General features: G+C 41.8%; 25 protein-coding genes and 2 pseudogenes. 10 read left to right on the top strand and 17 right to left on the bottom strand.

Going from position 1 to position 22,529, the window contains the following annotated elements; all coding sequences use genetic code 11:
* Positions 1-307: 307 nt before the first annotated feature.
* The gene (locus FTU72_RS11900) at positions 308-1,057 is read left to right on the top strand and encodes a metallophosphoesterase (RefSeq protein ID WP_180052904.1); all 750 of its coding nucleotides are present in this window, start codon (positions 308-310) and stop codon (positions 1,055-1,057) included.
* Between the two features lie 102 nt (positions 1,058-1,159).
* Complete coding sequence (locus FTU72_RS11905) at positions 1,160-1,342, top strand: hypothetical protein (protein WP_180052903.1); 183 nt, start codon at positions 1,160-1,162, stop codon at positions 1,340-1,342.
* A 38-nt stretch (positions 1,343-1,380) separates the two neighbouring features.
* Here the strand turns inward: FTU72_RS11905 and FTU72_RS11910 are convergent, their stop codons facing one another.
* Positions 1,381-1,656: a hypothetical protein gene (locus FTU72_RS11910; RefSeq protein WP_180052902.1), complete on the bottom strand. Its 276-nt coding sequence runs from the start codon at positions 1,654-1,656 to the stop codon at positions 1,381-1,383.
* 432 nt (positions 1,657-2,088) lie between these two features.
* Here FTU72_RS11910 and ribA point away from each other — a divergent pair, with 432 nt between their 5' ends.
* The gene (gene ribA, locus FTU72_RS11915; protein WP_180052901.1) at positions 2,089-2,691 is read left to right on the top strand and encodes a GTP cyclohydrolase II; all 603 of its coding nucleotides are present in this window, start codon (positions 2,089-2,091) and stop codon (positions 2,689-2,691) included.
* A gap of 120 nt (positions 2,692-2,811) precedes the next feature.
* Here ribA and trpA read toward each other — a convergent pair whose 3' ends face one another.
* Together trpA and trpB are read right to left on the bottom strand one after the other, a co-directional pair.
* Positions 2,812-3,597 (bottom strand): tryptophan synthase subunit alpha, encoded by a 786-nt coding sequence (trpA, locus tag FTU72_RS11920; RefSeq protein ID WP_180052900.1) that lies wholly within the window; start codon positions 3,595-3,597, stop codon positions 2,812-2,814.
* Complete coding sequence (trpB, locus tag FTU72_RS11925; RefSeq protein ID WP_180052899.1) at positions 3,594-4,805, bottom strand: tryptophan synthase subunit beta; 1,212 nt, start codon at positions 4,803-4,805, stop codon at positions 3,594-3,596. The genes trpA and trpB overlap by 4 nt, the downstream gene beginning before the upstream one ends.
* Positions 4,806-4,907: 102 nt before the next feature.
* Between trpB and FTU72_RS11930 the strand changes: the two genes are divergently transcribed.
* The 4 genes from FTU72_RS11930 to FTU72_RS11945 all read left to right on the top strand — a co-directional run bounded on the left by FTU72_RS11930 (position 4,908) and on the right by FTU72_RS11945 (position 7,661).
* Positions 4,908-5,801, top strand: coding sequence for a LysR substrate-binding domain-containing protein (locus FTU72_RS11930; protein WP_180052898.1), 894 nt, complete (start codon positions 4,908-4,910; stop codon positions 5,799-5,801).
* Positions 5,802-5,914: 113 nt separating this feature from the next.
* A complete protein-coding gene (locus FTU72_RS11935) occupies positions 5,915-6,487 on the top strand; it encodes a nuclear transport factor 2 family protein (RefSeq protein ID WP_180052897.1) in 573 nt (190 codons plus the stop codon).
* The gene (locus FTU72_RS11940; RefSeq protein ID WP_180052896.1) at positions 6,463-6,963 is read left to right on the top strand and encodes a chalcone isomerase family protein; all 501 of its coding nucleotides are present in this window, start codon (positions 6,463-6,465) and stop codon (positions 6,961-6,963) included. Before FTU72_RS11935 ends, FTU72_RS11940 begins: the two co-directional genes overlap by 25 nt.
* A gap of 11 nt (positions 6,964-6,974) precedes the next feature.
* Complete coding sequence (locus tag FTU72_RS11945) at positions 6,975-7,661, top strand: response regulator transcription factor (protein WP_086209427.1); 687 nt, start codon at positions 6,975-6,977, stop codon at positions 7,659-7,661.
* A 21-nt stretch (positions 7,662-7,682) separates the two neighbouring features.
* Here the strand turns inward: FTU72_RS11945 and FTU72_RS11950 are convergent, their stop codons facing one another.
* The 9 genes from FTU72_RS11950 to nudC all read right to left on the bottom strand — a co-directional run bounded on the left by FTU72_RS11950 (position 7,683) and on the right by nudC (position 16,800).
* Positions 7,683-9,005, bottom strand: coding sequence for a HAMP domain-containing sensor histidine kinase (locus tag FTU72_RS11950; protein WP_180052895.1), 1,323 nt, complete (start codon positions 9,003-9,005; stop codon positions 7,683-7,685).
* 39 nt (positions 9,006-9,044) lie between these two features.
* Entirely contained in the window at positions 9,045-10,094 is a 1,050-nt protein-coding gene (locus tag FTU72_RS11955) for a cyclopropane-fatty-acyl-phospholipid synthase family protein (RefSeq protein ID WP_180052894.1), read from the bottom strand.
* Between the two features lie 8 nt (positions 10,095-10,102).
* On the bottom strand, positions 10,103-10,882 hold the full coding sequence (locus FTU72_RS11960) for a DUF1295 domain-containing protein (protein ID WP_180052893.1): 780 nt from the start codon (positions 10,880-10,882) through the stop codon (positions 10,103-10,105).
* A 25-nt stretch (positions 10,883-10,907) separates the two neighbouring features.
* Positions 10,908-12,104 carry a cyclopropane-fatty-acyl-phospholipid synthase family protein gene (locus FTU72_RS11965; RefSeq protein ID WP_180052892.1) on the bottom strand — a complete coding sequence of 399 codons (1,197 nt, stop codon included), beginning with the start codon at positions 12,102-12,104 and terminating at the stop codon, positions 10,908-10,910.
* Complete coding sequence (locus FTU72_RS11970; RefSeq protein WP_180052891.1) at positions 12,101-12,895, bottom strand: DUF1365 domain-containing protein; 795 nt, start codon at positions 12,893-12,895, stop codon at positions 12,101-12,103. Before FTU72_RS11970 ends, FTU72_RS11965 begins: the two co-directional genes overlap by 4 nt.
* Positions 12,896-12,904: 9 nt before the next feature.
* Complete coding sequence (locus FTU72_RS11975) at positions 12,905-14,188, bottom strand: NAD(P)/FAD-dependent oxidoreductase (protein ID WP_180052890.1); 1,284 nt, start codon at positions 14,186-14,188, stop codon at positions 12,905-12,907.
* A complete protein-coding gene (locus FTU72_RS11980) occupies positions 14,185-15,171 on the bottom strand; it encodes an acyl-CoA desaturase (protein WP_180052889.1) in 987 nt (328 codons plus the stop codon). Before FTU72_RS11980 ends, FTU72_RS11975 begins: the two co-directional genes overlap by 4 nt.
* Positions 15,172-15,308: 137 nt before the next feature.
* Positions 15,309-15,857, bottom strand: coding sequence for a lipocalin family protein (locus tag FTU72_RS11985; RefSeq protein ID WP_180052888.1), 549 nt, complete (start codon positions 15,855-15,857; stop codon positions 15,309-15,311).
* A gap of 169 nt (positions 15,858-16,026) precedes the next feature.
* Positions 16,027-16,800 (bottom strand): NAD(+) diphosphatase, encoded by a 774-nt coding sequence (gene nudC / locus FTU72_RS11990; protein WP_180052887.1) that lies wholly within the window; start codon positions 16,798-16,800, stop codon positions 16,027-16,029.
* A 375-nt stretch (positions 16,801-17,175) separates the two neighbouring features.
* On the opposite strand from nudC, the gene FTU72_RS11995 reads away from it, so the two are divergent.
* A complete protein-coding gene (locus FTU72_RS11995; protein ID WP_180052917.1) occupies positions 17,176-18,699 on the top strand; it encodes a cryptochrome/photolyase family protein in 1,524 nt (507 codons plus the stop codon).
* A gap of 3 nt (positions 18,700-18,702) precedes the next feature.
* A complete protein-coding gene (locus FTU72_RS12000) occupies positions 18,703-18,846 on the top strand; it encodes a DUF2256 domain-containing protein (protein ID WP_180052886.1) in 144 nt (47 codons plus the stop codon).
* Positions 18,847-18,851: 5 nt separating this feature from the next.
* Here the strand turns inward: FTU72_RS12000 and FTU72_RS12005 are convergent, their stop codons facing one another.
* Positions 18,852-19,106, bottom strand: coding sequence for a TIGR03643 family protein (locus FTU72_RS12005; protein ID WP_130114021.1), 255 nt, complete (start codon positions 19,104-19,106; stop codon positions 18,852-18,854).
* A 182-nt stretch (positions 19,107-19,288) separates the two neighbouring features.
* Positions 19,289-19,427: pseudogene (locus FTU72_RS12010) on the bottom strand (hydroxyisourate hydrolase); the annotation flags it as partial.
* Between the two features lie 3 nt (positions 19,428-19,430).
* On the opposite strand from FTU72_RS12010, the pseudogene FTU72_RS12015 reads away from it, so the two are divergent.
* Positions 19,431-19,691, top strand: a pseudogene (locus FTU72_RS12015) (integrase core domain-containing protein); the annotation flags it as partial.
* 49 nt (positions 19,692-19,740) lie between these two features.
* Here the strand turns inward: FTU72_RS12015 and FTU72_RS12020 are convergent.
* The 3 genes from FTU72_RS12020 to FTU72_RS12030 form a co-directional block, all read right to left on the bottom strand.
* Entirely contained in the window at positions 19,741-19,920 is a 180-nt protein-coding gene (locus FTU72_RS12020; RefSeq protein ID WP_029574381.1) for a hypothetical protein, read from the bottom strand.
* A 10-nt stretch (positions 19,921-19,930) separates the two neighbouring features.
* Positions 19,931-20,224, bottom strand: a complete 294-nt coding sequence (locus FTU72_RS12025; protein ID WP_180052885.1) for a hypothetical protein — start codon at positions 20,222-20,224, stop codon at positions 19,931-19,933.
* A 467-nt stretch (positions 20,225-20,691) separates the two neighbouring features.
* Positions 20,692-22,260, bottom strand: coding sequence for a tyrosine-type recombinase/integrase (locus FTU72_RS12030; RefSeq protein WP_257220269.1), 1,569 nt, complete (start codon positions 22,258-22,260; stop codon positions 20,692-20,694).
* Positions 22,261-22,529 lie beyond the last annotated feature (269 nt).

Here is a 22,529-nt window from a genome sequence, read left to right on the forward strand (position 1 = left end):
GCCTACCATTACGATAGGCTAAACATAGTTAACGCAAAAAACCGCCAAAGCGGTTTACTGCTTCTGTAGTAAATTCAGGTTTCCACGCCTGATCACAGATTTTGCTGTAACATCTTTATCTTATGTGCATAAATTCAATTGGTCAAATTTTATGATTAATATTTAACCAGTTAATTAAAAAAATAATTACCTATATTTTTAGAAGCTTAGGATTACAGATTTGTATCTTATAATTTCTACAATGATATAAACTGATTGGAATAAAACTCTATATATTTGAGCAGCGTGATTTAATAAAGGAAGTAGATTGAAACTGCAAATCTTATCAGACACCCACAATTCTCAATATGCTTTACTAGATGAAGCTGATGTGATTATTCACGCTGGGGATTTTTCGAATCGCCTAAGTGGTGCTATTGAGTTTGCAGAAACATGTAAAAACCTGAATAAGAACTTTATTTTTGTTTTAGGTAATCATGATTATTACTGCTCAAACTACAATTTAGTCGTAGACTTTTTAAGAGAAAATTATCCTCAAAATGCTCTGCTTGATGACAACCATATCAAGATACAGGATAAAATATTTGTTGGCGGTACATTGTTTACGAACTTTCGTTCCAACTCAGCTCGTACAACCACTAACGAACTGCAAAAATTTAAAGAAGATGCTGAACAATCTATTTATGATTTTGATCAAATCATGATAAGTAGCGATAATCGAACTATAACAGCTGATGACTACATTGCACTATTTCAACGATATCATCAAAATATTATGCAATTTAAGGGGCTAGACAATGTAATCGTCATTACCCATTTCCCTCCTCATTTAGCCTGCCTTGATCCGTATTGGGGTAAACATCCTGTTGCATCAGCCCTTAATCCTTATTTTATAAATGACTTGGATGTTAAAGGCTTTAAACTTTGGATTTCAGGGCATACGCATACATCAGTTGATACTGTAGTCGACGGATGTAGATTAGTGATCAATCCTTTAGGGTATCCACAAGAGCAAGGAAAAAATGGGTTTAGAGAAAATTTGATCATCGAAGTTTAAATTGTCATACTCGTATTAAACAAATTCAACCCAACTCTAATGTCAAACTTCCTGTAGGAATGATAATTAAACTTCCACAGTATCTAAAACCAGGAAAAACTCATGTCAATTCATTTAGATTCAGAAGATGATAGAAGGAATAAACTTGCAGATCAAATACTTAAAGATCTACTCGAGATCAATAAACTTCAAGGTAATTCGATTAAAAAAATGAAAGCAGACCAAAATGGTGTTTTTTACGTGGAACAAGAAATATCAACTGAGGACTTCCTCAAGATACTCTGAGCTTCTCTCATTAAAATAATATCATAAGCTTTAAGGTATTAAAAACTTAACCAAATTGTATCACCTGTAGTTGCATACATAGTCTCAGCAGTTTGTTTTAACATGTCACATTCATCAATTTCTATTGCTAAATCATCACACTGAGTATGATCACTGTCATTGATAGAAATTTCGTGCGATTGAACAACTGCACCATGTTGAATGAGTTTAATTCTATCTTGCCTTAAAAGTTGCTCACCTCTGTAACTAGCACGCATTTGATTTAGAGCTTGAAGACGCCTTTCATTTGTAGTCATTATTATTTTTCTCGACATCAATTGTCTCCTTGATTTTTATCTGAAACTAAGATTAATAAATTAAAATTGGGTAATGATCTAACTATCCAGCAATCTCGCCTTAAAATCACGGCGATCAAATAAAATTTGATCAATACATTTAAAATCAGTCCAACCCTACTTTTATCAACTTATTTAATAAATTAAATAAATTCAATTTACTAGAAAAAAACCAGCTTATCTTCAATATTGATGTTTTAGGCAAGCTTCAGCTTTTGAGTGTTTTTACAACAAAGTAGAACACTAATCAAATACTCTAAATAACATTTCACATAAAATTCACTATCAGATACATACTCTTTAATTGGAAGTAAAACGCTGAAATTTATAACTGCAAAAAATTCGGCCGATGCTTTTAAGCTAGATTAAGTAAATTGTATCAAATATATATTTATATAGGTGTATTCTTCCGTGGCTATAGAATTTGTTTCCAAATCAAAGTTACCTACTGCATTTGGCGATTTTGAAATTATAGCATTTCAAGATCAAAGTACTGGTGAAGAACATATCGCTCTTGCTAAAGGGATGAATGCCGCTCCCAATCAACCTGTACTGGTCAGAATACATTCAGAATGCTTAACAGGTGATGCTTTTGGATCACTCAAATGTGATTGTGGTCCACAATTACACTCAACTATGAAGATGATTCATGATGCAGGTCAAGGTGTTATTTTATACCTGCGCCAAGAAGGCCGTGGCATAGGACTAACCAATAAAATTCGGGCCTACGCACTTCAAGACCAAGGACATGATACCCTTGATGCCAATTTATTATTAAACCTGCCAGCAGATGCTCGCAAGTATGATATGTGTACAATAATGCTTGATTATTTACAAATAAAAGACGTCAAGTTAATTACGAATAATCCATTTAAAATTAAATCTTTATCTGATTTAGAAATTAATGTTGTTGAACGTATTCCTTTAAAAGTTGGTTTAAATAGCTTTAATAAAAATTATCTCGAAACAAAGCAAAAACGAATGTCACATCTATATGATAATAGTGATTTTTAAAAAGTGATCACTTTCAGAAAAAATCAACATACAAAGTTCCATCTCCCTTAGGGAGACGGTTTTATCACATATGGTTCTTGTAAAATTAACTTAAAAAACTGTGATTAAAGAAACAGGATATTATTTATTTTCTTTAAGTATTTGCGAAAAAACTCTGACCTTTTCTAAAGTCGCATTCATCCCCTTATTAAAAAAAGTATCGACGAGCGCTGAACCGATAACAATCAGATCTACTTTATTGGCTAAGGCTTTAACATGACTTTCATTTTTGATCCCAAAACCAATTGCAACAGGAATCTTAAAAATAGGCTGGATTTCAGCAATCTTTTTCTCAAGATTAGACAGATTGAAGTCTCCTCCTGTTAAGCCATTTTCTGCAACATGATATAAAAAACCTGTCGCGCGCACTGAAATTTGTTTTAACCTTTCAACTGGGGTAGTCGGGGCAGTCATTGCAATTAAATGCATATTTTTTTCGTTTAATTGCACTTCAAAGTTTTCTCGATACCCATATGGAGTATCTAAAATCAATATTCCGTCTATAAAATTTTCCATTTCGGCGACAAGTTTGTCGAAACCATATTGCATAATCGGATTTAAATAAGTCATTAAAATTATTGGTGTTTTTTCATCATGTAGCCTGATTGCTTTTACCAACTCAATGGTTTGTTTTACCGTTTGACCTGCACTTAATGCCCTAAGATGTGCTGCCTGAATGATCTCACCATCTGCCACTGGATCTGAAAAAGGAATGCCAACTTCAATAATGTCAGCCCCAGCTTGACCTAATTGGCTCAACAGACGACAACTTTCTGCAAAATTAGGATCTCCAGCAGTAAAATAACAGACCAGACCGCTTCGATTTTCCAGTTTTAATTGCTCTAATTTTTGATCTAGACGGTTCATGCTGTAGCTCCTGTAAGATATTTTTTGACTGTATTTAAGTCTTTGTCACCTCTACCACTTAAATTGACAATAATGATCTGTTCTGGCTGCATTTCTTGAGCAAGTTGAATCGCATACGCAATCGCATGAGAACTCTCAAGTGCAGGGATAATACCCTCCTGTTGGCTTAAAAGCTGAAATGCATTTACAGCTTCTTGATCAGTTACAGCCGTATATGTCACACGTCCTGTTTCAAACAGGATGCCATGCTCAGGACCGACACCAGGATAGTCTAAACCAGCTGATATAGAATGCCCTTCTAAAATCTGCCCATCTAAATCTTGTAATAAATAGGTTAAATTGCCATGCAGCACACCGACTTGACCTTTGCAAATAGAGGCGGCATGTTCACCAGTATGTGTTCCTTTTCCACCCGCCTCAACGCCAAACATTTTGACATTCAGGTCTTCTAGAAAGGGATGCATCAACCCTAATGCATTTGATCCACCACCAACACAAGCAACTAAGGCATCAGGCAATTTATTTTCTTTGAGGAGTATTTGGTTTCTGGCTTCTAAACCAATAATTTTTTGAAATTCTCTGACCATTACGGGATATGGATGAGGGCCTGCACCAGTACCCAACAGATAATAGGTTGTATCAACATGACTAATCCAGTCACGTAATGCTTCGTTCATCGCATCTTTTAAAGTCCCACGACCTTTTTGAACACTTCTGACTTCAGCACCGAGTAATTTCATGCGTTCAACATTCATTTGTTGGCGCTGAATATCTGTTTCTCCCATAAAAATGGTACATTTCATCTTAAACAGTGCGCAAACCGTTGCTGTTGCAACACCATGTTGTCCAGCACCAGTTTCTGCAATGATTCTGGTTTTCCCCATAAATTTGGCTAATAAGATTTGCCCAACACAATTATTGATCTTATGTGCACCCGTATGGTTCAAATCTTCCCGCTTGAGATATATTCGAGCACCTCCTGTATAAGCTGTTAGGTTTTTTGCATAAAAAAGAGGACTAGGACGACCAACGAAGTCCGTTAAAATATGTTGATATTCAGCCCAAAATTCAGGTTTATGCCGAACAGTATTAAAGGCTTGCTCTAATTCTTGAAGTGCTGGCATTAAGCTCTCTGGCATGTAGCATCCGCCAAATTTACCAAAAAATCCCAAGTCATCAGGACCATTACCTGTATAAGGGGTTGTCATCTCATATCTCTTTTACTATCAAAACTTGTTTGATCTTAAAATATTTTCATTTTTCTGATAATTGATATATTTTGAGTTTATGGTGTTAGAAAATTTTACAACATGAAACGTAGAACATTACCTCCCCTTAATGCTTTAAAAGCATTTGAAGCAGTTGCCAGAAATAAAAGCTTTAGCTTAGCTGCGGAAGAATTGTGTGTCACCCATAGTGCGATTAGCCACCAAATAAAGCAGTTAGAAGAATGGTTAGATAAAAAATTGTTTATTCGGCATTCCTCTACCATTTCTCAGACAACGGATGCAGAAGAATTATCTCGAGTTTGTACGCATCTTTTTAATCGTTTAGAAGAATGTATCTTTGAGTTAACAAATAAAACGTCAGAAGTAGAAGTGGTAATAGGCGCTTCTCATAGTTTTATGGCAAATTGGCTGATTCCCCGATTAGAAAAACTCGAAGTCATTTACCCCAATATCCATATCAAATTAATGACATGTAATGACTTAAAATTGTTAGAAAAAGAGAAAGTTGACATATTTATCAATAGCATCAGTGAAAATCATATACTTCCCAACTTTTTGAATAAATATCTTTTATTTCCCGATAACATGGGGCCTGTTTGTAATCGTGAAATAAATCCTCTTCATACAAAAAATGATCTTTTAAATTATCCATTACTTCATACCCACTCAAATAAAAGTGCATGGCATACATGGTTTGATCAGTCCAAGATTCACTTTTCCCCAAAAGCGAATGATCGTTATTTTGATAGTCTCAATTTAATGATAGAGGCGGCTGTTTCAGGCTTAGGAATTGCGATAGCACCTCAAATTTTAGTAGAAAAAGAAATACTAAATGGAAGAGTCTTTGCCCCTTTTGGTTTTATCTATTGTGACTATAATTTTTATGCCATAGTCAGAAAAAATAATGAGAATCCTGATGTCATGAATATCATTCATTGGCTAATGACTGAAAAAAAAAGAGAAAGTGAAATCTAATCCTTAATCATCAAAATTCTATTCAATGTACTGTCTTTAGTATCTATCTTCACATTCTGTTCACTTTAGCCTCTCTAAATTGGGGGGATAAACTGTGAAGATGGACAGTCAATATGAATCAAGTCAAAACGTTAATGGCAATTGCCTTATCCTTACCAGTGCTTTTCCTGTCAGGATGTAAAAGTGTTCCTCGTTATTCCTCTGATTATGCAAATGCCAGAGCGAGTATTCAGGGAATACCCTTAGATGATACAAAAGCACTAGAAATCGGTACCCGCTTCACTTCGGCATTTAATACCTTGGGCACACCTAAATTCGTTGAAAATGCTGGAGCACTGTATGCAGATCAGCTTTTTATTAACGATACTCTGTCGCAATTTTCATCGCGTAAAAAACTGCTTGAACATTTTCAAGGTATGAACCAGCGGGTAAGTAATGTAACTGTCAGTCTATTAAATACTTCATATCATCAAGACTCTGCCTATGTGCATTGGCATATGGTTTATGATTTTAAAATGTTCGGCAAGACACGAACAATGGATTCATTTGGAATCAGTGAAATAAAGGTCAACCCAAACCATCAGATTATTTTCCAGCAAGATTTCTGGGACCCGGCGAATGGTCTGTACCGTTCCCTACCTTATGTCGGAGGGGCCTATTCATGGCTACTGCCTTTCAAAAAATAGCCATCAGTACCACGTTACTGATGGGATGTAGCTTCAGTTCATGGGCGCAAGCGCAAAGCTTGAATCAATGTGGCAATGGCCCGCTGATGGTGGGCCAAAAACAGGTCGGTATGGCCAGTTATTTTGCCCAAAACTGTAGCCAATCCTGGAAAGAGCAGACGATCCAGATGGACTTTTCCTATACACATAATATTCCTGAATGGGCATTTAAGCGTGCAGCTACACATCTGCTCAAGCGTAATGTCAAAGACCCCAACATCCAGGCCATTTTCAATCCGATCAGTGATTTGTATCGTCCGGTCAGATCAGGTGATCTGTACCGCTTGAAATACAGCCATGCCACGCAAACCCTGAGTTTATCCCTCAACCGGAAAAATTTAGGGCAGCTGCAGCATCCGCTGGCCCAGCAATATTTTAATATCTGGCTGGGTTCGCAGCCATTTAGTGCTAAATTAAAACAGCAATTATTGAATTAGTCTCTGCCGCTATGTCCAAACATTTTATCCTCATGGTTGAAGACCATTATGAACTGGCCTCTACCTTATGCGAGTTTCTGGAAGAGCATGATTTTGTGGTGGATCATGCCCGCAATCTGAATGCTGCGCGCCAGCTACTGAAACAGCAACGCTATCATATCTTGCTGTTGGATATTAACTTGCCAGACGGTTCCGGTTATGAACTGTGTGAATGGCTGCGTCATGAAGAAGGTCTGGACCTGCCAGTGCTGATGCTGACCGCTCGGGATACCTTGGACGACAAACTCAAAGGCTTCAATTCCGGCACGGATGATTATCTGGTTAAGCCGTTTGACTTTAACGAGCTAGTGGTGCGGGTCAAAGCTCTGATCAAGCGTTCGCTGGGTGAAGTGTCCAGTAGCCGTCTGCAAATTCACGACCTGATTTTGGACCCGGCAAGACAGCAGCTGACCCGGGCTGGGCAGAGCATTGAACTGCCTCCGATTCAGTTTAAATTGTTAAAATTGTTGATGCGTCATTCGCCTAAAGTCCTGACCAAACAGGAAATCATGATGGAACTCTGGGGTGATGAAGAGCCGGAAAGTGATGCCCTGCGTAGTCACATCTACAATCTGCGTAAAATGGTCGACAAGCCTTTTGAGCAAAAACTGATTCATACCATATCTGGTGTCGGTTTAAAGATTGCTTTAGAAACCTAATCTTTTTAGGCAGACAGAGATCTAGTTTAAATACACTACCACGATTAAGCCGGTCGTCATCTCCAGATCAACATCCTGATGGGTGCTGAGATAATACTGCCGGTCAAACAGCTCGACCCGCCAGCCCAGCTGCTTGCACAACTTCTGTACCAGTTGCAGGCCAATCCCGTGCCCTTTGATTTCCAGTTGCAGCTGCTGTCCAGATAGCTCCTGGACTTTGGCATTATTTGGCAAAGGAATACCGACTCCATTGTCAGCAATCAGTACTTTATTTTTTTGCAGAATCACATCAATTTCTGTGCCTTGTGAATAGTTCAGCGCATTACGCAGAATATTGCCAAACACCATTTTGGTCATTGACGGATACAGTTTACGTAGCTGTTCATCGAGGTCTTTTTGCAGATCAATCTGCATGCCTTTGGTGTGGCTGACACTTTCCAGATCCTGCACCAGATTTTCCAAACATTCTGAAAGCATGGTCGGTTCCGCGGTTAAAGTATTGGTGGTATTGCGGGCGATAGCCAGCAGAGTGTCGACCAGCAGCTGCATGTCTTCAATGGTGTTATGCAGGCGGGTAAACGATTTGTTGTCACCATAACGGGCCTGACATAACTGCACATTGCCTTTTAAAATGGTCAGTGGAGTGCGCAGTTCATGGCTGACATCCCCAGTAAACTCGCGTTCACGCTGAATAAACTCGCTGAGCACCTGATGGTATTTTTCTAATGCCTGCTTCAGGTATTCCGCTTCCAGATTGGAGTCGGTACGGATGTCCTGAAACGGTGAAACCTGATTTTTCTGGTGTTCCCAGTCAATATGCTCCAGCGCATTCGCCAAACGGGTAATCGGGGAAAAATAGCGCCGGGCGCGGCGATTCCACCACCACAGCACGCTATACAGTACAAATAGGCTGACCATCAGCGGTGCCAGACCAAACAGCCAGACCAGCTTGTTGACGTTGCTTTCGCCAAACACCAGCAGCACATGCTGCCCATGTTTTTCGCCATACACAGTCATGCGTTCCTTGCCATCGACAAAATGCCGGTTCACGCCTTGCTCAAGCTGCATGTGCTGAAATTGGACCGGCGGCACATCGTTCCAGCGGTAACCATACAGGTTTTTGGTATCCGGCAGTTCAGCCGCCGGATTGCGTTCCAGCCGCTGCCAGTAATGCGACATTTCCTGTTCCAGCGCTGTTCTGAGCAAGGAACCCTTGATTACCCAGGCACTGCAGCCAATGCCAATCACTACGGACAGGGCAATGAATCCGATTTGCAGCCAGTAGTAGCGGTTAAACACCTCACCTAGAGGATGATCGCGCTTGTCCTTAAACAGCTTTAACATTGATGCATTCCCCACTGTCCCATCCGATTCGCCGTTCAATTATACGACTTTCTTTTTAAACAGAAAGTGGCCGATCACCCACTCGCGTCCATGGTCATAACCAAAAAGTTCGGCACAGGCCATAAAGAAAATCCGCCAGCGTTGCCACCAGATGGCAGCATCTGCGCCATAGGTCTGTTCAAATAGGGGCTGTAACTCAGTCTGCTTTTGGTCCATATTCTCCAGCCAGGCATTTGCGGTGCGTTCATATTGGGTGCCAGCCCATTGCCAGTGCTGTTCCAGCTGCAAATGCTGCTGAAAATGTAGGAAGGTTGAAGCTGCCGGCATCAGACCGCCACTAAAGAAATATTTCGACATCCAGTCAAATTCATTTTTGACTTCAAACGGATAATGCAGGAAACGGTGACAGAAAATATGGCACCACAACAGGCCATCCGCTTTCAACCAGCTGCTGATATTTTCAAACAGTTTCTGGTAGTTGCGGACATGCTCAAACATTTCCACCGAAACCACACGGTCGAAAGTAGCTGGTTCCAATTGCAGTACATTGACATCGCAGGTGATCACCGTCAGGTTTTCCAGTTTTTTCAGGCGGGCCTGTTCCTGGATATAGTGGCGCTGGGTTGAGGAATTCGACACCACGGTAATGCGGGCTTTGGGATAATGCTCGGCCATATACAGACTGAAAGAGCCCCAGCCACAGCCTATTTCCAGAATATCCTGTCCATCCTGCAACTGTGCACGCTGGCAATAGCTGGCCAGTGCCGCTTCTTCAGCCTGATCCAGTGTGGTATCAGCCTGTTCAAACAGGCTGGCGCTGTATTTCAGACGCTTGCCCAACACTGCCTGGAAAAATGCGGTCGGTAGTTCATAGTGCTGTTCATTGGCTTTGTCAGTCTCGATGGCAATCTCGCTGTTTTTCAGCATATGCAGCACATACATATAGCGCTGGGCTGCGAGTGCCGGGTCGAAGCGTCCTTCCTGTGCCAGGCGTTTTTTGCTTAAAGTACGAATACCGGCCCGAATCAACGGGTCAGGCACTTTGCCGCTTTCGATCAGTTTTAAAGATTGTTGAATCATAAAGTCCATGTATTTACCTACGCTTTGGGTGGCCACGGAATAAACATTGAAGTTCGTCGTTGATAGTCTTTATAGTTGTCGCCGCGATGTGCCAGCGCCTGTTGTTCACTAAAGGGAATCCCGGTGATGTAGTACAGAAATAACCACATCAGCAGCGGGTACAGCCATAATCCATATACACCTGCTGCCAGGCCAAGGATTGGATAGGCAAACCAGTGCAGCCATTCAAAAAAATAATTCGGATGACGTGAATATTTCCATAATCCTTGGTCTAGGGTTTTGCCCTGGTTTTGTGGATTTAGTTTGAAACGGTAGAGTTGCTGGTCAGCGGTGCTCTCACCAATCAGCGCCAGCAGCATGATCATACCTGCCATGAATACCGTAGCCTGTGTCCAGTTATTCCACTGCTGGGCCGGAATATTGAGCAACTCCAGCATCGGATAGGAAAACAGCACCACCAGACCGGCCTGAAACATAAAAAAGGCCAGAAAACCGAGATGCTGATAATCGCCCATGGCCCGGCGCATATTGGCATAACGGGTATCTTCTGCAGTTTCATTTGCATAACGGCGCAGTAGATGCCAGGTCAGGCGTAAAAACCAGATGCCGCTAAACACGCCCAGAAATACCCGAACTAGCAGCGGTGCAGTTTCCATGACCCAGGCCGCGATAATGACGTTAAGTGCAATACTAAAGCTCCAGGCCACATCGACCAGTCCGGCACGCTGGTTATAGGTCACCAGCAGCCAGCTACAGAACATGATAAAGACATTCAGAACCAGTAAATTCAGCAGCATGTCAGCCCTCCTGTTTTATCTCAGCTTAATAAGCACTCGCTTCGAACAGCAGATGCACATCACTGATTACGCCTTCGCGGAAGCCACCTTCGCAATAACACAAATAAAAATCCCACATGCGGATAAAGCGCTCATCAAAGCCAAGCGCCCGTACCTGATCACGCTGCCCCAGAAAACGCTGACGCCAGCAGTTTAAGGTTTGGGCATAGCTCAGACCGATATCTTCCAGATGCTTGAGACGCAGTTTTTGTTCGGACGCGGCCTGGGTCATGACGCTGATACACGGAATAAAACTGCCCGGGAAAATATAGCGCTTGATGTAGTCCACGGTATTCAGGGCTTTGGCATAGCGTGCATCTTCAATGGTGATGGCCTGAATCAGGGCCAGACCGTTCGGTTTCAGCAGCTCACGGCATTTGCGGAAATAGGTCGGCAAATACTGTTCACCTACGGCCTCGATCATTTCAATCGACACCAGCTTGTCGTATTTGCCTTCCAGTAGTCGGTAATCTTTCAACTGGACAGTGACGCGATGTGATAGTCCGGCTGCAGCGACCCGGGCCACTGCTTCATCATACTGTGCCTTGGAAATGGTGATAGTGGTGACTTTACAGCCATACTGCTGCGCGGCATAAATGGCAAAACCGCCCCAGCCACTGCCAATTTCGACTAAATGATCCATCGGTTTCAGCTTGAGTTTCTGGCAGATCAGCTCTTTTTTATAATCCGAAGCCTGTTCCAGACTCATACCCGGCTCTTTAAACACCGCACTGGAATACATCATGCTGCTATCGAGGAACAGCTTGAAAAATTCATTACTCAGGTCATAATGCTCGGCAATATTTTTGCGGCTGCCATCAATCGAATTCTTGCGCGATTTGTACCAGGCCTTTAGCAGCAACTGGCTGGCCTTGGCCACTGTATTCTGATTCATCCGGTCCAGTACATCGCGGTTACGTGCCAAAATGCGGATCACATCCACCAGATCTTCACTGCTCCAGTAACCGCGGATAAAACCTTCTGCCGCACCGAGCACACCATTACGGAACAACAGTTCCATCAGACGGGTATCATGCACCTGAATCACGGCCTGCAGATCGCTGTTTTCGCCGACTGCCCCATTCCAGATGCCTTTAAAAATCAGCTGACCATGCCGTAATTTCAGCAAATGCCGTAATACCACCGGCAGTGTGCTTTGTTCTCCCATGAATAGTGTTTTCATCGCAATGTGTTTCCTTTTTCTTTTTTAGGATGCCGGTAAAACGGAATTTTCTTTTTCCATAAACGCCAGGCATTTAGATAAATTCCGCTGACCATCCTGAAGGGTTCAAGAACTTTCAACACAGCATAACGGTGCTGCTGTGAAGGAACTGTGATGGCTTCCAGTGAAAATTGCATGGTGGCATCAAATTGCAATATCCCCTGCTGAAACAACTGCATATGAATCACATTGTTTTGATCGGAGAAGCTGAAGCGCCAGCGGTAATCCAGTGCCATCGGCATGAATGGCGACACATGAAAGGCCTTCTTGAAGTCAAACTGGTGACTCTGGTACGGCGCATATTCAGTTGCATTGTGCCGGCAGTCGTGGATATAGACCTGACGTTCATTCCAAGGGGTATTGGTAATTTCACTCAGTACAAAGATCAGTTGGTCGGTGGCATCAAAGACCAGATAAAACACCACAGAATTAAAGCGAAAGCCGAGGGTGCGTGGCAAAGCCAGTACACGGATGGAAGCCGCATGTGGTAACAGATAGTTTTCCCGCTTGATCAGCAGACGTGCGACCTTCTGCCGAATCGAGCCACATTCCATGGTCAGAAAATCCCGCTCTTCCAGGGTCAAGAAATTCCAGCGACTGGAAGACCATAGCCATGATTTTTGGGTAAAGCTTGAGAGTTGATCCGGATCAAACCATAGATAGGTCAGCTGGGTCTCAAAAGCATGTGCTTTGGGCAAGAAACGGCGATGCCGGATTTCGGCAGAGGCAATCGCCAGTGGATACATCTGCATCATGTTCTCCTAAGCTGCCTGCTCGGTCTGCTTCAATAGTTGATCAACCACCCATGCAGCGCTACGTGCCCCATCCTCATGAAAGCCCCAGCCCCAGTAAGCGCCACAGTATGAGGTGCGGTTCTGAGCATTGACTTCGCTCCAGCGTTGTTGAGCTTCAATGGCTGGCACATCAAATACCGGATGACGGTAATGCCGTTCTACCCAGACTTTTTTAGGATCCAAGGCAAAATTAGGATTCAGGGTGGCAAAGACCTGGGTTTTGCATTGCAGGTTTTGCAGCTGGTTCATCCAGTAACTGAAACCATAGTGCATACCACTGTGCTGGAATGGAGTCTGTTCGGTGGCCTGACTCGGGGTCACATGCACATGCCAGCTGGCCCATTGGCGTCTGGATTTTGGCATGATGCGGGTATCAGAATGCACCACCATGCGGTTATCCTGATAGCGGAACTTGCTCAGTACGTCCAACTCCTGCACGGACGGGTCTTTCAGTAACTTCAGGCTGTCGTCAGCATGGCTGGCAAATACAACCCAGTCAAAACGTTCGCTGCCCTGTGTCGTTTCAACCAGCACATCATTGGCACTACGGGATACATGGAGAACACCCGTTTTGCGGAAGCTAATATTGGCCTGGGACTGAATCGCACCAACGTAGCAAGCCGATCCACCCTTGACCGTAAGCCATAACGGTCGGTCTTTCAGTTGTAACATGCGATGATGCTGAAAAAAGCTCACCACAAACTTATAAGGAATCTGTCCGGCTTGTTCCACCGGACAGGACCACAGCGCCCCACACATCGGATAAAGATGTTCCTGACGGAAGGCATCGGAATAGCCATGCTGATTCAGATACTCATCAATACTGAGTTGTGCATCAACCTGCTCGACATCCAGATCTTTATTGGCCGTATAGAAACGGAACAGATCCGACAACATCGCGCGAAAATCAGCATTCAGAAAATTTTGTGGGCGGAAAAGCAGGGAGAATTTTTTTGAAGGATTGTACTGTAAGCCGCTGACCTGATTATTCACAGAAAAGCCCATGTCACTGCTTTGCGATTGGATCCCGAGTTCTTTTAGCATCGCGCAAAACAGCGGATAGTTATGCTCGTTAAACACAATAAAGCCACTGTCCACTGCAATCTGTTCGCCATCTATATTGAGCTGATGAGTATCGGTATGGCCGCCAAAGTAATTATTTTTTTCAAACAGCGTGACCTCATGCACTTTGCTGAGTTTCCAGGCGGCATACAAACCGGAAATACCTGAACCAATAATCGCAATTTTCATGGTGATTCCTTCGATTGAATTTTGTGAGTGCCTGCCGTAGCGGCTTTTTTCTGTTTTCGAGCTTGGCTAATTTTACTGGCTTCATAGACCCGTGCTGGAATTGGCTTGAGTCCCCAGACCAGCCCGAGCAAGGCCATGAGTTTCAGCAGGTAATAGGTCACATCAATCTGCCACCAGTAAAAGCCTTGCCGGGTACTGCCAGCATAATAATGATGGTTGTTATGCCAGCCTTCGCCCAAGGTAATGATGGACAGGAATAAGTTGTTGCGGCTGTGATCTTCAGTGTCAAAATCCCGGCTGCCGTAATGATGCGCCAGTGAATTGATACACAAGGTGGCATGGATCAGTAACACGGTAGAGATGACAAAGCCCCAGACCAGCAATTGCAGGCCGGACGTACCGAGTTGTGGCCAGGTAATGGCCAGCCATTCCCCTAATGCATAAATTCCTCCCGCGGTCAGCAGTACCACAATTAAACTGAAGCGATCCAGCCAGATCAGTTCCGGATATTTCAGCCAGTCCTTAATGACTTCTTTACGTGTGGCAAAATTATATTCATTTAAAAACCAGCCGACGTGGCTGTACCAAAAACCATGCGTCGAGGAATGTGGGTCTTGCAAGGTATCGGTATAGCGGTGGTGATAACGGTGATGTGACGCCCACCATAGCGGGCCACGCTGTGCACTCATAGTACCCAGTAATACAAACATGAACTGCACCGGACGCGAGGTCTGAAAAGTTTTATGCGACAGATAGCGATGAAAAAAAGCGGTGATGGAAAACATCCGGATCAGGTAGAACGCGAGCATAAAGCCAATCGCAAACCATGACACACCCACCCAGAACACAGCGAAACAGGCCAGATGCAACAGAATAAAGGGCAAAATTCTCAACCACTGAATCTTGCTATTTTCAGCATTCAGCGTTTCGGACTGTGTGGTTGTAGACCAGCTGTCTATCCATCGCATCAGACTTTTCAACATGGACTCATCCTAAATTTTAAGCGACTGTCTTTATTCTATTTGATGAGTTTAATCAGTCAGATATGAATTTTATGTGAAGTGAAAATAAAAAAGCCGAACTGTAGAGAGACTAGGCAGTTCGGCAAAAGGGTAACAGATTAATGCGGCAATTTGATCAGTTTTGTCACGTCATAACCATAATGTTTTGCAGTCTCCAGATAGGACTGATAGGTGGCCTCATCCAGTTGCGGTTCGCGCGATAAAATCCACAGATATTTATTACTCGGTCCACCTACCAGTGCTACTTTATATTCCGGATCTACGCGTAATACCCAGTAATCACCTTTGCTAAATGGTATCCATCTTAAACCTGTAGGCAAAAAGCTGACCTTCAGTTTGCTGTTCCCCTGATTTTGCGAATACGCAACACCTTCAGAGCTAATTATTTCGCCATTGGCAATTCGGCAGCTATTCAATACCCCGATAGTTTGATCGGCATTGACACTATATTGTGCCGTGATATTGGCTATACATTTACGCTGAAAATACATCGGTAAATGCGCAATTTCATACCATTTACCCGCATACTTCTGGATATCTACCCGATCAACTGCCTGAGGCGCAGCAGTTTCTGCTTGAGTCGTTGTACTTAAGCTGATGATAGACAGTGCTATCGCTGCAAAAGCAGACTTAAATCGCATCTTCATTTTTTAGCCTTGTTGGGTCTCAGGATTAAGATAACCCAGTTAGATGTGAACAAAGCGTGAAGATCAAATGATACGATTCAGTTTTTCCAGATCAGGAAATGCCACCTGAATATTCACTACCTAGGGCGTTATTGCAGCTTATTTGAGAGACCCAAACAGAATTACTTTTTCAAAGCCATTCTTTGCTGTCATCTGCAACAGGTGTTCCATGCATCACATGCTGAATCATGGCATAGGCGATACTGCCCTTGAACGGAATCTCGGGTAACTGATCAAATTTGAAAAATTGCGCATCGCTGAGTTCATTTTCTTGAATCTGAATTTCCCCTCCGTGATATTCTGCCTTGAAGGCCATCATCAGATTGCTAGGAAACGGCCACGGCTGACTGGCTAGATATTGAATATTTTTGATTTGCAGCCCCACTTCTTCCAGCGTTTCACGGCGCACTGCCTCTTCTAGGGTTTCTCCAACTTCAACAAAGCCTGCAATCAGGCTGTACATCTGGGTTTTATTGCGGGCATTTTTTGCCAGCAGAATTTCATCTGTACCTCGGGTAATGATAGTAATGACACAGGGATTCACCCGCGGATATTGGTTATAGCTACAGGATGGACAGACCATGGCATACTGGGTGGCATGCTGCTGGGTGGCGTGTCCGCATTTACTGCAAAAGCGATGATTACGGCGCCATTCCAGTAACTGTACCGCACGGCTGGCCTGTTCAAACTGTGGTCTGCTCCAGACTTGCACCAATTGTCTGATCGGCACCAGCTGATAACCTTCCGGCACCAGTTCATCTTCTTTCAGATCACGGGCAATGATCTCGCCATTTTCCGACAGGTTCAGGTCGTGCTGCAGTTTTTCTACCTGCGGCAACTGAAAATGCTCATCCACCAGTAATTGCTGCTGTCTAAAAATATACGCTTTTGAATGCATGCTCATGACAATTCCTTGATTAAAAAAATCCCATACAGAGGGGTGTATGGGACAAAACTAAGGAAGTTCACATGGAGTAACTTCAAGCCAGATACTAGGCGTGAGCTACTTGAATTACAACCATAATAATTTGTATCTTTTTGATTAAAATCACATAATTTTCACACTACTCATGTATTAAGAAATCATGTAAAGCGAGTTTCATCAACTGGCTTTAGCATTGAAGGGATGAATATTTTGTTATAGCAGTACTCATGATTTCTGTGCGATGTCATCTGGTCGAGTTGGATTGATTCAACACGCAGGATGATCTTTATTTTCACAAAAAATTGAACTGTCTTGACTTACACTGCGCTATCTTTCATAGGGTCTGGAATGGCTATGCGTTTCGGTTTAATTCTGGGTGACCAGCTTCATCATCAGCTTGCTACGCTCAAAGCGCTAGATCGTAGCAGGGATGTGATCCTGATGGCCGAAGTTGTTGAGGAAGCCACTTATGTCGCCCATCATCCGCAGAAAATTGCCCTGATTTTTAGCGCCATGCGTCATTTTGCCAAAGAACTCAAAGCAGAAGGCTGGCGTGTACGTTACCATGCTTTTAAATCTGATAGTCCGATTCGTAGCCTGCTGGATTTCGTAGAGTCACAGCAGCAACTCTTACCAGTCACAGAACTGGTCATTACGCACTGCGGGGAATATCGTTTACAGCACCAGATTGAACAGGATTGGAGCCAGCAGCTGCAATTGCCAGTACAATGCCTCAATGATGAACGTTTTTTCTGTAGTCCGGAGCAGTTTCGGCACTGGGCCAGTCGCTACCAGACACTGCGTATGGAATATTTTTACCGGGAAATGCGCAAGCAGACCGGTTACTTGATGCAAGGACAGCAGCCGTTTGGAGAACAGTGGAACTATGACAGCGCCAATCGTAAGGCCTGGGCTGGCAATCCCCCTTTGCCTGCACCACTTCACTTTGAACACGATCAGATTGATCTGGATGTGCTTGAATTGGTTGAACGTGAATTTTCCCGCCACTCTGGCAGCCTTGACAACTTCCGCTGGGGCACCACACGTAGCAATGCTCTTCTTGCACTGGAGCATTTCATTACCCACAGTTTGCCACATTTTGGCGATTATCAAGATGCCATGGTTCAAGACTCAGACATTCTGTTTCACAGCCTGCTCTCACCTTATCTGAACTGTGGTCTGCTACTACCTAAAGAAGTCTGTGATGCGGCAGAAGCTGCATACCATGCCGGTCATGCACCACTGAATGCAGTGGAAGGTTTTATCCGACAGATTCTCGGCTGGCGCGAATATGTTCGCGGAATTTACTGGCTGTACATGCCAGAATATGCCAGCCGCAATGCACTGCAGCACTCAGCACCATTGCCACAATTTTACTGGACTGGCCGCACTCGGATGAACTGTATGGCTGAGTGTTTCCGTAATACTTTTCAGCATGCCTATGCGCATCATATCCAGCGTTTGATGGTGACTGGAAATTTTGCCTTATTAACTGGTGTAGACCCGCAGCAGATCAGCGAGTGGTATCTGGCAGTCTATGCCGATGCCTATGAATGGGTAGAACTACCGAACACGCTGGGTATGGTGATGCATGCCGACAGCGGCTTGATGGCCAGCAAACCCTATGCGTCCTCAGGCAATTACATCCATAAGATGTCCGATTACTGTAAGCACTGTAGCTACAGTGTCAAAACTCGCACCGAGCTAGATAGCTGTCCGTTCAATAGCCTGTACTGGTATTTCATGATCCGGAATGAGGCGAAATTTCGTACTCATCCACGTATGGGCATGATCTATCGACAACTGGATAAACTTAAAGATCGGCATCAGATTATCAGCCATGCCCAGCAACTTCTTAGCCAGATCAATGAGTTATAAACGATGAAAAAACAGCATCTCCCTGAAAAAATCTGTATACACTGTTTGCGCCCTTTTACTTGGCGCAAGAAATGGCACCGCTGCTGGGAGGAAGTACGATACTGTTCTGAACGATGTAAAAGTGAGTCCAGACAGCGGTCAAAATAAAACGTTTAGAAACGCTTGTATTGCCGTGAACAATAGGCCCGTATTACATCGGGTGAACGCAGCTGCAGATGCTTGGTTTTTCGACCGGTCACGCGTTCACGCCACATTTTAAAGCTACTGGATTTCATATTTTGCCGCATCAAGCGGATTACCGCCGCTTCATTCAAACCGAATTCACGTTGAATGGCTTCAAATGGGGTTCGATCTTCCCAAGCCATTTCGATAATTCTGGATAAGTCTTCTTCAGAAAATTGATTCATGCCATTCTCATTTTTAATCACCATGAAACTTCAATAAGCCTTATAAACTCATTTACATAACTTGATTTAACTTTAATATGACTAAAAGCATAACAATACGATCATGAATTTTTTGTGATTTTTCTCTAGTTTTACGGACTCAGCACAAATAAAAGGGCTAGTTAGACCAGCCCTTTTAAGTTTTAGTTACCTCTATAAGTCGAATATCCATAAGGACTTAAAAGTAGATGAATATGATAATGGCTGACACTTCCATCCACTTTAAAAATGATAGGAACTTCAGGAAAGAAAGTATCTTGATTATTTTTTAAACCAGTCCTGCAAAATTTACGAGCATCAGTCGGTAAAACTGGTGATTCATACGATAATGCTCTGGCTGAAACGGTGAATGGCTTATACAAAACAGAGGTGATTGAATATTTAAAAGCAGATTGGCAAGGTTTAGCAGATGTACAACTTGCGACATTAAAATGGGTAGATTGGTTCAATAAAGAGCGTGTACATAGTGCAATTGGTTATGTGTCACCTTTTGATTTTGAAGCAATGTACTATGATAAAATTAATCCGTTAGGTCAGGTAGCCTAACTTAAATAAAAAGGCTCCGACAAACCCGGTACGGTTCAGTTTTAAAAACTCAATCCTCAAAAAACTCATTGATATCTTTCTCAGTTCTCACTTTCTTCATGGGAAGTTTATTTGCTGCTTTTAGTATCTTCATAATATGTTCATCCCTTCTTATTTCATCTTGCTGATCTTTTTTTGAGGATTCAGTGGCTATTTTTGCACTATCATTAGAAAAAAAATGATCTAACATAATATATACCTCACTCTACCGATTGCTTAGTGTCTTGAGCATTCTTAATCGAAGACGAACTATCAATTAAAGAATGCCCTCGTCTTAAAGCCAGTTCTTTTTGTATTTCTTGATCTGCGGTACTTGTATCGCCATGTTTATGTATATATTCAGCTCTTTTTTCCATAAAGTCCCACTCACGTTGCTGGACATCAACATTCACTTCATTATTTTGCTTTTGACGAGTAGCTATATAGTTATAGATACCAACGCCGCAAATTACGATTAAAAAGAAACTGAGTTGCTTCTTGATACCTCTGCTCACAAAACGTCCTTAAACTTAACTTTTCAACCGAAATTTAGATGAAATTATTGTGATTAATTCAAAAAAAAACAATAAATACTTACAGCTTATAGCTCAACACAAAAACCGTCACTCATCTCTTAGGTTAAAATCTTTATACTCATGAGCATTATCAGAAAATTTAGCAAAAAAATTATTCCAAAAAAAAAAGAAAATTTATTGTTTCTGCATTTTGAATAGGTTCAGGTTCTGCATATCCAATAATCCAAATGGCGCTGTACTACAAATATTCTCAGGTATAAGTTTTTGCTGTGAAGCTGTTTCAGTACTGATAAGATATAAATTATCTTTTAGATGTACAACATGTCCTTTTGAGGCTTCTCGGATACAACGATCAGCATCTATATAGAAACATTTCATTGAGCATTCCTCCATTTTTTTAACTAGGCATCCAATTTCCATAATCGTTAAATTATTTAACGCTGCAATTAAGTCTTAGTTTGATTTATCTTCCATCTCCGATAGACGACTGCTAAAAATAAATCACTCAAAATTTTCTGGCAGGTATTATCTTTAAAATTGTTATTACTAATTTTCAGACTTATCTCTTTTTTCTTTTTAGCCAATTTCAACTCAGTTTCAATCTCCTTCCATGAAAGTTTAGATATTTTTATTTTTTCATGAAAAACTTGCTTATAAATGACCTTTAACTCGCGACAGAATTTACCAAAATCCTGATGCTCTTGTTTGCTTTGAATATACACTTCCATACGTGCATCTATAAGATGTACACGGTACTCAAAATAGTCAAGGATGAAATGATTTCTCATTAATATATTGAAAATTTTATAATTATTTTCAACTAGTAAATTACCTGTTCGATTTTTATCAATATACTTTAAGAGCTTGTCCAAAGTGTTATTTGGACTACAGTTTTCATCATGTTGAAAGTGACGATTTGCATAGAGTTTTACAGCTACATCACTCCCTATTGTACTGATTAAAGTATCCACCTCTCTACCTGATAGAGCGTTCAAAATATGATTGAAGCTTGCCATAAGCTGACGTCTTACCATCATGTCTTGATCTTCTTCGATCACCTCTTGCTCTGCGACATAAGTAATAAAACGATCTGGAAATATCATTTCTTGAATTATTCTCGAGCTTGAATTCAATTTTTCTACAATACTTTTTAGAGTAATTTTTTCTGTCACTTGCGATGTATTGAACTGTTTATTAAATAATTTAACGGGCAATAAGGCTCTGACTATTTTTGCAGATACTTTACTCTCTTCTATACATAGCGCATCAACCACCAATAATGGTCCAAAATGCAAATAATGATTTACTGTCATTTCAATAGAAGAATGTCCTATAAGATGAGCCAGTTTCCTCCATACATCAGTACGAACACCAGTATTATCTAAGCTCGAAAGTAGATAAGTTTTAATTTTGCGAACTTGCTCTGGTGAATAATCAGTCCAAGATTTGATCAGTGAATCTGTTCCTTTCAAAACTAAAGCTAGATTGGTCGCAGCAGTGTGCCTAAAGCTATGAAATGAATAATCGTGTGCTTGGTTCGAAAATAACTGATCAAATATCTCCTTGATCAGATGACTCACAGATCGAGGAGAAATAACTCCCCCCTCTTCGGAGAAAATTAAACCATCTTTGGCACCTAATGTCTTTTGATGAATGGGCACATTCATTTTTTTGTTAATCAAATGAATAACCGACATTAATTCATCTCTAGTCAGTAATTGATCCAGACACATTCCTCGTTTTGCATTACTGGTTTTAAGTTGCCGAGTATAATTATTGTGGATAAAAATTTTGCAAATTTCATATTTTTTATTGATAAAATAGTAATGGGGATCATAACCAATATTTTTGTAGCGTAGATTCAACATCGCCAAATCACTTAGCTTTAATCCCAAAATTTCATTGAGTCTTAGCCCTGTTCTATACGCAAGTATACAAATGACTTTAAGTATGTTCTTCTGGTCTTTAGTCAACTGAGTTTGGACAGCAATTAAATTTTTAAATTGATTAAACATTACTGGAGTAACATAGGACGTTCTACACACTTGCAAATCAGTTGATTGCAGTTGATCTAAATAATTAACGCGAGGCGCATCAAAATTACGTATTAAACTATTGTGAAATTTTTTTAGATTACTTACCGCATGCCCATAACTAGGCAGAGTAAAACTTGAAGTGCGACATAAACCACCTAATTAATTTAAAGGGTTTATGGAGTATATAAAATTGTCATACCATCATCTTAACTTTGAAGATCGTACTGCATTAATGCTTGAGTCAAGAA

It is taken from the genome of Acinetobacter sp. YH12137, from assembly GCF_013418535.1.
Taxonomy (GTDB): Bacteria; Pseudomonadota; Gammaproteobacteria; order Pseudomonadales; family Moraxellaceae; genus Acinetobacter.